Raw genomic sequence first — 12,401 nt, forward strand, 5'->3', positions numbered from 1 at the left:
CTTTTTATCAGAACCAGAACCCGAGATTAAAAAACCAGATGCCCTTGCCTCTCTCCGGAGACCAGGAGTACTTCAGTTCTAAGGGGCCTACAAAGGTTTCCAAGCCATAGCCCACAGCGTACCCTGTATAGGTCGGAGCCTGAAACCAGTCACCGCGTTCAAAAATGTCGTCCCCGGAATTGGCAAAATTGGCCGTAAAGTTCAAATGGTTTTTACGCATAAATTCGTAATCGAGCGTAGCAGTGGCCTTCACATAACTGTTCCCCCCGAAGCTGATAAAATCATACCCCAGGAAAGGAGTAAAATTATTGATCAGGTTATTCCCGTAGCCTCCCAGTATATATTCCAGGGATTCCACCCCGGTCTCCCCCAAGGTAGAGCCCGCTTCTGTTGAAAGGTTCAATGCTATATTACGGAAAAAAACAGGAGTGGCCATCCCGGCTTTGGCCTTAAGCATGGAAAACTCCGTAAATGTATTGTTGTAATCGGAAGACGCAAAGTAAAAATGATAATCCGCATCAAAATACAATCCCTTTTTGGGAAAATGACGGTTGTCATACGTATCCAGTTTCATAAAACCGTATACACTGTAATGATCGCTGTCCTCAAACGTAGCCTTTCTGCTGTCTCCCTGCGATATGGTTTCCGATTCTATTCGCAATCGCTTGTGTTCCACCCCGGCACCTACGGAAAATTCTTCCCGGAAAACGGTCTGCAGGTAGATCTGGTTGGTGAGATCCGACAATTTGGCCCCTATCCGGTTCAGGCCGTCAACAACAGGAGGTTGCTGTTCGGATTCTTCCAGAAAATCCACACTGATATCCGTGGTAAATCTGTTGTATGACGATTTTACACCGAAACTCCAGTAAAACCCCTTGTCCAGATAATACTCCAGGTTATACCGGAGATTATCTCCCAATACAACATCCAGGGACAATACGTCATCGTCCAGGAGAAATTGCTTTTTGGTAATGTTTAACAATACCGCACTTTTGTATAAACCATCGTAATGCAGTCCGAAACGCAGGAGCATCGTCCTTTTATTTTCCTGGAGTCTCATAAGCATATTATACTTATCTTCTTCCTCCTTATCTTTCATAAACCTGTAGCGTATACTCTCAAAGTTGTTGGTTGCCGACAAATTTGCCAGTCCCTGGTCCAGTTTTAAAAAAGAAACTTTTCCCGATGTGGTAAAACGCAGTTTCCCCTTGATATATGCCCTGGAATACTTGTCATTCCCTTCCAGGGTTAAACCGCTTATATCAATGCTGTCCACTTCTTTTACATAATGTTCGGCCCTTGGTCCGGATGTCTGCCGGGCTGCAAGTTCCCGGAGTTCCTGCATCTTCTCCCTTGCTGCCGTCTCCCCCTTAGCGATAATGGCTTGTCCCCGGTCAAAGGACACTACAGAAAAACCTTTTATCTCCGGTTTTATATAAACATCCGTTTCCCCCGACTTTATCTTCATATCGTTCACGGTACGGTAGTTATTGATCTGCATCAGAATATCGGTCGCCGCACTGAGTTCATCCCTCTCCGCCAGTGCGTCCTGCACATCAATCCCTATAATTTTCTCCGCACCGAGGGCTTTTACCCCGTTAATAGGGTAATTATTGACTACTCCCCCGTCTATGAGCACATTTCCTTCTATTTCCACCGGATTAAACAGGGAAGGGAACGATCCGCTGGCCAGGATGGCCTCCGGCAGATATCCTTTGTTCAACACTATAGGTTCTCCCGTTTCCACATTGGTTGCGATACAAAAAAACGGAATGGGAAGTTTACTGAAATCTTCGACATCGTTTACGGGATAAAGAAGTTTTACCAACAGGTTGTATATATTCTGGCCCCGTGACAAGGCCCTGGGAAAAGATATTTTGAAATTGTCAAAAGGAAGTGTCAGTGCATAGCGCTCGGAGTTTTCCTTTTCATAAAAGGTACGGGCGGATCGCGGCACATTATCCTGTATAAGTTCGTTGAAATCCACTACCTGAAAAATAGAATCGAGTTGTTTTGCCGAATACCCCGAGGCATATAAAGCACCTATTATTGCCCCCATGCTGGTACCCCCGATATAATCAATACGCACCCCGGCCTCCTCGATGACCTTAAGGGCACCTATATGTGCAAGTCCCTTGGCACCTCCCCCGCTCAGAACCAGTCCCACTTTTACGTCTTCCGAATCCGTGTCCTGCGTATAACCGGACCAGGCGGTCATACATAACAGAAAGAGGAGTACATGCTTTTTCATTCTTGTATATTTTTAAACCTAAACCCTTTTTTTAATGATGAATGATGAATTTCGAATAATGAACACCAAAAGTAACGGCATCATTGGCTATTCTGAGATCCGTCACTTCCTTTACCTCATTCCAATATCGAATCCCGAATGATAAATTACCAACCCCAAAGTTAAAAACCATTTCTTTATTCCGCATTCCGCGATTCGATATCCATTCCAATTGAATAAACGGAATTTTCTTATTTGTTACCTTTTTCTGATGTTTTAATACTTGTGACAAATATGGCCACCAATTCGTTATTTTCTCCTAAAAGTATATTTAACATCTCTATATCAGCAATTAATTTTGCTCCTTTCTGTATTTTTAAATTTATTAGTGACTCCCTCAGTTCTTTAAGACAAACTTTCATTTTATGTAAAAAATCTCTCTTAGATTCAGCACTTTGGGCCTCTCCATAATTTAATGCTACAGATGTGGTGGATCGAATTAATTGCCTTGACAGATGCTGTAATGCAAACCCGCCCTCAAGCTTTCCACATGCCAGAATAATATCTACTGAAAACCGGATTAATCTTTCTTCCAGGTCGTACTTATACCTTTCCATGTAACAAAGATTTAAAAATTGAATAATGAATATGTTAAACTAAAAAACCTTTTAAAACATCACTTCATCGTTCATTATTCATCATTCTACAGTTCTACATTCCGCTCTTTCTTAAATAACGAATTTCCAATACTGAACCGGCAACCCCGAAGTTAAAACCCCCTTTTAAAATATTACTCCATCATTCGCCATTCCCCGGTTCTGTTACTTCGATCTTCATCTCATAATATACGCAAAAAACCTCATCACAGATATCCTTCAATGAAAATAATCATAAACCTTCTTTGCTTTCACCTGCCCGATCACTTTTGATATATCGTTCAGTTCCGCCTCTTTTATCCGTTTCACCGAACGGAATTCTTTCAGTAATTCTTCGGCTGTTTTATGCCCCACTCCTTCAATGTTCGTAAGCTCGCTCTCTATTGCGGCATTGCTTCTTTTATTTCTGTGGAACGTTATACCGAAACGGTGTGCTTCATTCCGGAGATGCTGTATCACCTTAAGGGTTTCCGATTTTTTATCCAGGTAAAGCGGTATGGAGTCTCCAGGGTAATATATTTCCTCGAGCCGTTTGGCAATACCCACTATGGCAATTTTACCCCGGAGTCCCAGAACTTCGAGACTTTTTAATGCGGAAGACAGCTGTCCCTTCCCTCCGTCTATAACGATAAGTTGCGGCAGGGATTGTCCTTCTTCCAAAAGTCTTTTATACCTTCGGAATACCACTTCTTCCATAGAAGCGAAATCATCCGGCCCCTCCACGGTTTTGATATTAAAATGCCGGTAGTCCTTTTTACTGGGCTTACCATCTTTGAAAACGACACAGGCTGCAACGGGGTTGGTTCCCTGTATATTGGAATTGTCAAAACACTCAATATGCCTCGGTTCCTGTTTTAAACGAAGGTCTCGTTTCATCTGTTCCATAATGCGGTTTACATGCCTGTCCGGGTCGGTGATCTTTACCTGTTTAAACCGCTCCTGCCTGTAAAACCGGGCATTTCTTTCAGACAATTCCATCAGTCTTTTTTTGTCTCCGAGTTTGGGTATAGTGACTTTGACCTGATCTGAAGTTTTTACGGCAAACGGAACATAAATTTCACCGGACCTCGAATGAAAACGCTGTCGCAATTCCGTAATGGCAAGTTCCAGTAATTCTTTATCCGACTCTTCCAGTTTCTTTTTCATTTCTATGGTATGCGCCCGGATAATAGAACCGTAAGATAACTGTAAAAAATTGACATAGCCATAACTATCGTCCGAAACTATGGAAAACACATCCACATTACTGATTTTCGGGTTCACTATGGTCGATTTGGCCTGGTAATTTTCCAGCACCTCTATTTTCTCCTTAATCTTCTGGGCTTCCTCAAACTGCATTTCATCTGCACAGGACTTCATCCGGGCTCTAAAACTTTGCAGGGAATCTTTAAAATTACCTTTGAGTATCTCTCTAATGGCCCTGATCTGCGCATCGTATTCGCCGATGGATTGCAGGCCTTCACAGGGACCTTTACAATTCCCGAGGTGATATTCCAGGCATACCTTGTATTTTCCGGCATTTATTTTATCTGCGGAAAGGTCGTAATTACATGTACGCAACGGATACAGCCCCTTGATAAGCTCCAACAGGGTCCGGATGGTTTTCATACTGGTATACGGGCCAAAATACTCGGAACCGTCCTTTATGATCCTTCGCGTAGTAAAAATCCGGGGGAAACGTTCTTTTTTGATGCAGATCCACGGATAGGACTTATCGTCCTTCAGCAAAACATTGTATCTCGGCTGATATTTCTTGATGAGATTGTTTTCCAGGAGCAGGGCATCGGTCTCCGTCGGAACGACAATATGCTTAATATCCGCAATTTTCTTAACAAGTACTCTTGTTTTGCCGTATTCGTGATTTTTGTGAAAGTAGGAAGAAACCCTTTTTTTCAGTTTTATGGCCTTTCCTACATATAATATCTTTCCGTCCTTGTCATAAAACTGATACACCCCGGGACTGTCCGGAAGTGTCTGGAGTAGTATTTCTACAGAAGTAGTGCTCATATAGCGAAATTAGTAATTTTATACGTTACTTTTTGTGGATCCGCTCACCTACTTTACCCTGTTTTCTTTCCCGGAAAAAAAGATGGCATGATTTTTAAGGTATATTTGTATATACTAAAAATGTTTATCTCTAAAATAAAGAATTATGAAAAACTTAAAATTCATATTCGTACTTTTCCTCATGGCTGCATTTATTACTTCCTGTAGTGTACACAGGGTACATACCAATGCCAAAGGAGACATTCCTCCCGGACAAATGAAAAAGATAACCGGTGAAAAAAGCGCCAAGAAATACGCACCGGGACAACAAAAAAAGCAACAGAACTACCGTTAACCGGTAAATTTTAGTACATCAAAAAGTTTCATGGACAAAAAGGAACTAAGAATAAAATACAAAGGCCTGCGCAGGCAGATGACGGATGCAGCCGCCGAAGATAAAAGCCTGGGTATAGCCAATAAAATATTATCCTTACCTATCTGGAAAGGCACATATTATCACATTTTTCTTCCTATCGAAAAACACCGGGAAATAGACACTTCTTTTATACTGAGTATTCTCCAGGGAAAAGATAAGGAGATCGTATTGCCTAAAAGTAATTTCGAAGACGGCTCTATGATCCACTACCTGCTTACGGACAATACGGTAATAAAAAAGAACGTATATGATATTCCCGAACCTGTAGACGGGCTGGAAGTGCCTCCCGGAAAAATAGACGTGGTATTTGTACCGCTTCTCGCTTTTGACACCAAAGGCAACCGTGTAGGCTATGGCAAAGGGTTTTACGACCGTTTTTTATCCTCATGCCGGAAAGATACTATAAAGATAGGCCTGTCCTTTTTTGAGGCGGAAGAACACATTACGGAACTCCTGGAAAGCGATATAAAACTGGATTATTGTGTCACCCCGGAGACCATCTATACGTTTTCCTGAGCGGGCTCTTCCTCTTTTTTGGGAAATGCCTGTTTATGGAATACCAAAAGGGCCACAACACCTATAAAAATGGCCGAATCCGCGAGGTTAAATACCGGTTCGAAGAAACGGAAAGTCTTTCCTCCCAGGAAAGGGACCCAATCGGGCCAGGTAGTATCAATCATCGGAAAATAAAGCATGTCTACCACCTTGCCGTGAAAAAGTTTACCATAAGGTTCGGCCGCAAAAAGGGTAGCCACCTGGTTATGGCTCTCGTTGAAAACCAAACCGTAAAAGACAGAGTCCACAATATTACCGAGTGCACCTGCAAAAATAAGGGCTATGGAAATTATTAAAATCCGGGGGCTGTTTTTCTTCACCGCATCGTACAGCCAGTAACCGATACCACAAATGGCAAACAGGCGAAATACGGTAAGCGCTATCTTTCCAACCTCATCCGAGATAAACGGAATGATATCACTCAGTTTTGTGCCCCAGGCCGCTCCTTCATTTTCAATAAACAATATCTTGAACCAACTGAAAACGGTTACCGATTCTCCCAGGATAAAATGGGTTTTGATATAAATCTTGCTGATCTGATCAATAAGGACGACCAGGAAGATTATTAGTGCAGCTTTTTTTAAAGACATGATACCTTTTGCAAATATGTCCGCCACGAGCGGATTTTATATGTCATTTTTCTTTTTCTCCTTCACTCAAAGGCCAAAAATACAAATATTTCCCTTTCGGCAACTATGTCCTTTGTTTAAAAGAAAACCCGCCGGACACGTAAAATCGGCAGGTTTTTGTATTGTATATCGTCATAAAAACAATCCGGACACCCGTTAAGGCATACCTTACGCATTCCCGGAAGCTTCTTAACTCTTTTGCATGTTTTTAGCCTCAATACTCAATGTAGCATGGGGTACGAGCTTCAAACGCTCTTTACTGATAAGTTTACCGGTTACACGACAAATACCATAGGTCTTGTTCTCTATACGAACCAGTGCGTTTTTGAGGTCCCTGATAAACTTCTCCTGGCGGATAGCAAGCTGCGTATTGGCCTCTTTGCTCATGGTTTCGGAACCTTCTTCGAAAGCTTTGAATGTAGGAGAGGTATCGTCCGTACCATTGTTACCGTCATTCATATATGCACTTCTAATCAGGTCCAGGTCCTTTTTGGCTTTGTCAATTTTTCCTTCTATCAATATCCTGAACTCATCCAGTTCTTTATCGGAATATCTTACCTTTACATCTGTACTCATAGCGTTAATGTTTTTGAATAAACAATTTGGTATTCACATCATCAAAAGCAACTTCCGTACCGTTTTCCATATGTTCTTCAAAATCGAGTTCTGCCGTTAGGGTTTCTGTCTTGATATAATCCAAATTACTCGTTACAGCCTGTTCTACAAAACCATCTTTCTGAAGCTTCACATCTATTTTGTCCGTTACATCAAACCCGGAGTCTTTTCGAAGGTTCTGTATCCTGTTCACCAGTTCTCTTGCTACTCCTTCCCTTCGAAGGTCCTCGGTAATGGTAACATCCAGAGCTACGGTAAGCCCTTCCGATACTGCTACTAACCATCCTTCTATATCCTGTGAAGAAATCTCCACTTCATCGCTAACTAAAGTAATGCTTTTTCCGTTAATTTCCACCTCAATAAGGCCATTTTGCTCGATTTTTTTAATATCTTCCTGCGTAAACTCCTGTATTTTACTGGAAACCAACCTCATATCCTTACCAAATCGCGGTCCTAATTTCTTAAAATTAGGTTTCACCTGTTTTACCAGCACTCCGGAAGCATCATCCAGCAGCTCTATCTCCTTGACATTCACTTCCGATTTTATAAGATCGGCCACGGCAAGAATCTCTTCCCTGCTTTGTTCGTCCAGCACCGGGATCATTATTTTCTGCAACGGCTGGCGTACCCGGATACTTTCCTTTTTACGCAGTGACAGTACCAGGGAAGATATGGTTTGTGCCTTCTCCATTTTGTGTTCCAGCGATTTGTCGACACATTTCCCTTCATACACCGGAAAATCGGCCAGGTGCACGCTTTCCGTATTCCCTTTTCCGGTCACTGCCGTGAGGTCCCTGTAAAGCCTGTCCATATAGAAAGGCGCTATGGGAGCCCCGAGCCTGGCAATCACTTCCAGGCAGGTATATAACGTCTGGTATGCCGAAATCTTATCTTTGCCGTAATCCCCTTTCCAGAAACGTCTCCTGCTCAGGCGTACGAACCAGTTGCTCAGGTATTCCTGTGTAAAGTCCGAAATGGCCCTCGCTGCCCTGGTAGGTTCATAATCGGCATAAAAACTGTCTACCTTAAGGATAAGTGTGTTCAGTTCCGATAGAATCCAACGGTCTATTTCCGGACGTTCTTCCAATGGTATATCGGCTTCCGAATAAGTAAAATTATCTATGTTGGCATAGAGACCGAAGAAAGAATAGGTATTGTACAGGGTTCCGAAAAACTTACGTCGTACCTCCGCTATCCCTTCCAGGTCAAATTTCAGGTTATCCCACGGGTTGGCATTACTGATCATATACCAGCGGGTAGCATCCGGACCGTATTCTTTAAGTGTCACAAAGGGGTCCGCGGCATTGCCGAGGCGTTTGGACATTTTTTGCCCGTTCTTATCCAGTACCAGTCCGTTGGAAACTACATTCTTATAGGCCACGGAATCGAAAACCATAGTCCCTATGGCGTGCAGGGTATAGAACCATCCCCTGGTCTGGTCTACTCCTTCTGCTATATAATCGGCCGGGAAAGCTTCTCCACTATCTATTTTTTCTTTATTTTCAAACGGGTAATGCCATTGGGCGTATGGCATGGAACCGCTGTCGAACCAAACATCGATCAGGTCAGATTCGCGCTTCATGGGTTTTCCGGAAGGCGATACCAGGACAATACGGTCTACTACATTTTTGTGCAGGTCTATCTTCTCATAGTTCTCCTCGCTCATATCTCCGGCAACAAAGCCGGCAAATATGTCTTTCTCCATAACCCCGGCCGTAACCGCTTTGGCTATTTCGGTTTTCAATTCTTCTACGGAGCCTATGACGATCTCTTCCTTACCGTCTTCTGTCCGCCATATGGGCAGCGGTATTCCCCAGAAACGGGAACGGGAAAGATTCCAGTCGTTGGCATTCTGCAGCCAGTTACCAAAACGTCCTTCACCGGTAGCCTTGGGTTTCCAGTTTATGGTAGTGTTCAGGTCGTACATCCGTTCTTTTACCTCGGTCACCTTTATAAACCAGGAATCCAGCGGGTAATACAATACGGGCTTGTCCGTCCTCCAGCAATGCGGATAACTGTGCACGTATTTTTCCACTTTAAAAGCCTTGTTCTCTTCTTTCAGCTTTATGGCTATCTCCACGTCCACGGATTTCTCCGGCGCCTTGTCATCATCGTAATATTCGTTTTTCACGTATTTACCTCCTACTTCCGGCAATTCCTTGCGGAAACGTCCCTGGAGGTCTACAAGCGGAACAGGATTGTTATTATCGTCCAGTACCAGCATAGGCGGTACTTCCGGGGAAGCTTCTTTCGCTACCCTGGCATCATCCGCACCGAAAGTAGGCGCGGTATGTACGATACCCGTACCGTCTTCGGTGGTTACAAAGTCTCCCGGAATCACCCGGAAAGCATTCTCCGGATGCTGATATGGCAACGCATACGGCAACAACTGTTCGTACTTTATACCTACGAGGTCCGTTCCTTTGCATTCGGTCTGTACACGAAACGGTATTTTTTTCTTATCGGAGGTATAGGTGTCAAAATCCTCCTCGCTTTCCGTCTCGTAATACTTACCGGAAAATATGCTTCCTACCAGGTTTTTGGCCAAAACTACATGTATGGGCTCAAAAGTATATTGGTTAAATGTTTTCACCAGCACATATTCGATCTTCGCCCCTACGGTAAGCGCGGTGTTGGACGGTAATGTCCATGGGGTTGTCGTCCAGGCCAGCAAATGGACATCACCATATCCGCGAAGAACTTCGGGCAGCGTATCCTGTTTTGCCCTGAACTGGGCTACAACCGTAGTGTCCGTAACATCCCGGTAACATCCGGGCTGGTTGAGTTCGTGAGAGCTCAGCCCCGTTCCCGCCTTGGGGGAGTAAGGCTGTATCGTATAGCCTTTGTAGATCAGGCCCTTGTCGTATATTTGCTTGAGCAACCACCATACGCTTTCCATGTATTTGGATTTATAGGTGATGTACGGATTATCCATATCCACCCAATAACCCATTTTGCGGGTGAGGTCGTTCCAGATACCGGTATACCGCATAACCGCTTGCTTACAGGCCTGGTTATATTCTTCTACCGATATCTTTTTGCCGATGTCCTCTTTGGTTATTCCGAGTTCTTTTTCCACGCCAAGTTCTACCGGAAGTCCGTGTGTATCCCACCCGGCCTTACGCTTTACCTGGTAACCTTTCTGGGTCTTATAGCGACAAAAAATGTCCTTGATAGCACGTGCCATCACGTGGTGTATTCCCGGTAGCCCATTGGCTGAGGGCGGCCCTTCGTAAAACACGAAAGGTTTACATCCTTCCCGTAATGTTATACTCTTTTCAAAAACACTGTTTTCCTCCCAATAGTTCAGGATTTCTTCTGCCAGTCCGGACAGTTCAAGACCTTTATACTCGGTAAATTTCATTATTTGTTCTCCTTATCTCTTTTAAGATTGCGAAATTAATCATTTTCAACGAATTGTAAAGGTGGTAAGCCTGGAAAATCGGCGGGTTCGTTGCGAAAGCAGGTCATGGCAAACTTCCATGCTCCGGAACCCCGGCTATTTAAGCCGATTATGTATTTATTCTTTTTCAGTCGTCAAAACCGGGACGATGAAATTCCCGTACGTCAGGGAATTCTTTCAGGATACCTTTCTTTATTTTTTCCAGCAAGACCAGGAGATGTAATATCTCGTCTTCGTGTTGTTCAAAACGCGACAAAAGTACCGTCCAGGCAAAAGCGGATCTTTCCGTGCCTATAAGCGCCACTTTTGCCGAACCGTTAGCATCGTTCTGAACGGGATCGTCATCTTCATCGGGAAACTTTACATATTGCAGGGCACGCATGATCTTTATATGGACCTGAAAGCTGTACCAGTGAATTACCTCAACGGCTTCGGAAACTTCGAGCAGTGATTCTTTCGCTTTCCCTTCTGTAAGCCCCAACCTGGCATTTTTTAGAAATTCATCCTTTACGCCTTCCAGTTGTTTTTCATTTTTCCTCAGCCATTTTTCGCTTTCTTCCGCATACTTTTTACCCTGTACGGACAGATCGTGTTTCATGGCCTCTCCTCTTTTCTTTCTTCCGGCTTCCTCGGTACTTTCCTGTTCTATCCCGCTGAGATCTATCCCTTTTTCACCGGCCATTTCCTTCATCATTTCCACAGCGAGTTTCAGATTGGTATGAATTCCCTGCCAGAATTTTTCGTTTCCCGCATGCTTCTCCCCGTCCGCCAGTCCTTTTTCCATATTGTAAACACGGCATCTGGACGCCAGGTGACAACGTTCGCACCAGCGATCGCAATAATTATATACTCCCGGGATAAAACGTCCGTCATTATCCGCAAACAATTTCTTCAATGCTTCTTTATCCATAACTATATTTTTTCATACTGCCCCGGGTTCCGGGACGTTGATTTGCCTTTTTAATACTCCCCATCCGCAAAAACAGGTTTAACGGAACACTTCGTGTAAAACCTGCAAGGACTTCGGCTTCCGGAAACCGGTAAGATGCAGCTCGTAGTAGGTTATAAGAGCATTTAAAATATTCCGGCGGATATCTTTTGTGAGTCTGATCTGGCCTGTTCCTTCAAAATCGGTTCCTAAAAATTTGCGGAAGTGCCCCAGGGTATCCCCGTCAATAACAGGACCATACCCTGCATGGGAGACAAAGACACCTTCGGGAAGGTCAAAATAAGGGAGATGTTCTGAGGACGCGTCCGGGTAAAAACCGAGATACCTGGTTAGTTTCAGAAGGAATAATATATGAAAGTTCGCTGTTTTTTCCTGTCTATCCAACCAAAGGAGGGCTTCTTCTATGTACCGGTACAGAGCGGCATTTTCTTCTTCTTCCTGTATGCAGTTGCCAAGCACTTCTGCCAGGAAAAGTACCACGGTATTCTTGGTCATGTCCGCATAAAGGGTTTGATAATGATGCTCTACCCGGGCTTCTTTGATGTGTTCCAGGTTGCCCTTACCTTTGTGGCTTGCGGTAATTTCTAATTGGTTAAGCGGAAAAAAAAGAGCTTTTTGCAATTTTCCCTTACGGGAGGAAAATATTCCTCGCAAAAGATAAGACTGCACACCACAGCATTCGGTAAAACACTTTACAATAAGGCTGGTATCTCCATATTTTATAGCCGATAGCACTATGGCTTTGGTGGTTATTACCATACACGCAATAATTATTCCCCGGGTTCACTACAAACCTAAGGAAATTTTGCAAGTATCCGGATACCGGAAAACCAGTATATCCGGGCAAACGCATTATATGAGAGCAGCGGTAAGGGTGTCGCAGTTCAGGTTTGAGGAGTCCCGGTAACTATCGGGATGGAGTTGGAGGTATTATTTCTTTGT

General features: G+C 43.7%; 10 protein-coding genes. 2 read left to right on the plus strand and 8 right to left on the minus strand.

The genetic code is table 11. The annotated features are described in order from the left end of the window. Nucleotides 1-7: 7 nt before the first annotated feature. From ACVBDU_RS14305 to uvrC, 3 genes are all read right to left on the minus strand, one after another. Entirely contained in the window at nucleotides 8-2,251 is a 2,244-nt protein-coding gene (locus ACVBDU_RS14305) for a patatin-like phospholipase family protein (protein ID WP_447180416.1), read from the minus strand. 230 nt (nucleotides 2,252-2,481) lie between these two features. Beyond that, on the minus strand, nucleotides 2,482-2,847 hold the full coding sequence (locus ACVBDU_RS14310) for a four helix bundle protein (RefSeq protein ID WP_447180417.1): 366 nt from the start codon (nucleotides 2,845-2,847) through the stop codon (nucleotides 2,482-2,484). Between the two features lie 258 nt (nucleotides 2,848-3,105). After that, entirely contained in the window at nucleotides 3,106-4,893 is a 1,788-nt protein-coding gene (gene uvrC / locus ACVBDU_RS14315) for an excinuclease ABC subunit UvrC (protein ID WP_447180418.1), read from the minus strand. A 145-nt stretch (nucleotides 4,894-5,038) separates the two neighbouring features. Here uvrC and ACVBDU_RS14320 point away from each other — a divergent pair, with 145 nt between their 5' ends. Further along, nucleotides 5,039-5,227, plus strand: coding sequence for a hypothetical protein (locus ACVBDU_RS14320; RefSeq protein ID WP_447180419.1), 189 nt, complete (start codon nucleotides 5,039-5,041; stop codon nucleotides 5,225-5,227). Nucleotides 5,228-5,257: 30 nt separating this feature from the next. Further along, complete coding sequence (locus ACVBDU_RS14325) at nucleotides 5,258-5,824, plus strand: 5-formyltetrahydrofolate cyclo-ligase (RefSeq protein WP_447180420.1); 567 nt, start codon at nucleotides 5,258-5,260, stop codon at nucleotides 5,822-5,824. On the opposite strand, the gene ACVBDU_RS14330 is transcribed toward ACVBDU_RS14325, so the two are convergent. The 5 genes from ACVBDU_RS14330 to recO all read right to left on the minus strand — a co-directional run bounded on the left by ACVBDU_RS14330 (nucleotide 5,809) and on the right by recO (nucleotide 12,218). Continuing rightward, nucleotides 5,809-6,453, minus strand: a complete 645-nt coding sequence (locus ACVBDU_RS14330; protein ID WP_447180528.1) for a lipoprotein signal peptidase — start codon at nucleotides 6,451-6,453, stop codon at nucleotides 5,809-5,811. The genes ACVBDU_RS14325 and ACVBDU_RS14330 overlap by 16 nt on opposite strands. Before the next feature lie 228 nt (nucleotides 6,454-6,681). Continuing rightward, on the minus strand, nucleotides 6,682-7,068 hold the full coding sequence (locus ACVBDU_RS14335) for a TraR/DksA family transcriptional regulator (RefSeq protein ID WP_447180421.1): 387 nt from the start codon (nucleotides 7,066-7,068) through the stop codon (nucleotides 6,682-6,684). A gap of 4 nt (nucleotides 7,069-7,072) precedes the next feature. After that, nucleotides 7,073-10,471 (minus strand): isoleucine--tRNA ligase, encoded by a 3,399-nt coding sequence (gene ileS, locus ACVBDU_RS14340; protein ID WP_447180422.1) that lies wholly within the window; start codon nucleotides 10,469-10,471, stop codon nucleotides 7,073-7,075. A gap of 166 nt (nucleotides 10,472-10,637) precedes the next feature. Beyond that, a complete protein-coding gene (locus ACVBDU_RS14345; RefSeq protein WP_447180423.1) occupies nucleotides 10,638-11,420 on the minus strand; it encodes a hypothetical protein in 783 nt (260 codons plus the stop codon). A gap of 78 nt (nucleotides 11,421-11,498) precedes the next feature. Further along, nucleotides 11,499-12,218 carry a DNA repair protein RecO gene (gene recO / locus ACVBDU_RS14350; protein WP_447180424.1) on the minus strand — a complete coding sequence of 240 codons (720 nt, stop codon included), beginning with the start codon at nucleotides 12,216-12,218 and terminating at the stop codon, nucleotides 11,499-11,501. Nucleotides 12,219-12,401 lie beyond the last annotated feature (183 nt).

The organism is Sinomicrobium endophyticum (assembly GCF_052983315.1).

What these genes read in the sequence shown, in the direction of transcription:
- ACVBDU_RS14305 (WP_447180416.1), bottom strand. Translation starts at nt 2,251, where the DNA reads ATGAAAAAGCATGTACTCCTCTTTCTGTTATGTATGACCGCCTGGTCC.
- ACVBDU_RS14310 (WP_447180417.1), bottom strand. Translation starts at nt 2,847, where the DNA reads ATGGAAAGGTATAAGTACGACCTGGAAGAAAGATTAATCCGGTTTTCA.
- uvrC (WP_447180418.1), bottom strand. Translation starts at nt 4,893, where the DNA reads ATGAGCACTACTTCTGTAGAAATACTACTCCAGACACTTCCGGACAGT.
- ACVBDU_RS14320 (WP_447180419.1), top strand. Translation starts at nt 5,039, where the DNA reads ATGAAAAACTTAAAATTCATATTCGTACTTTTCCTCATGGCTGCATTT.
- ACVBDU_RS14325 (WP_447180420.1), top strand. Translation starts at nt 5,258, where the DNA reads ATGGACAAAAAGGAACTAAGAATAAAATACAAAGGCCTGCGCAGGCAG.
- ACVBDU_RS14330 (WP_447180528.1), bottom strand. Translation starts at nt 6,453, where the DNA reads ATGTCTTTAAAAAAAGCTGCACTAATAATCTTCCTGGTCGTCCTTATT.
- ACVBDU_RS14335 (WP_447180421.1), bottom strand. Translation starts at nt 7,068, where the DNA reads ATGAGTACAGATGTAAAGGTAAGATATTCCGATAAAGAACTGGATGAG.
- ileS (WP_447180422.1), bottom strand. Translation starts at nt 10,471, where the DNA reads ATGAAATTTACCGAGTATAAAGGTCTTGAACTGTCCGGACTGGCAGAA.
- ACVBDU_RS14345 (WP_447180423.1), bottom strand. Translation starts at nt 11,420, where the DNA reads ATGGATAAAGAAGCATTGAAGAAATTGTTTGCGGATAATGACGGACGT.
- recO (WP_447180424.1), bottom strand. Translation starts at nt 12,218, where the DNA reads ATGGTAATAACCACCAAAGCCATAGTGCTATCGGCTATAAAATATGGA.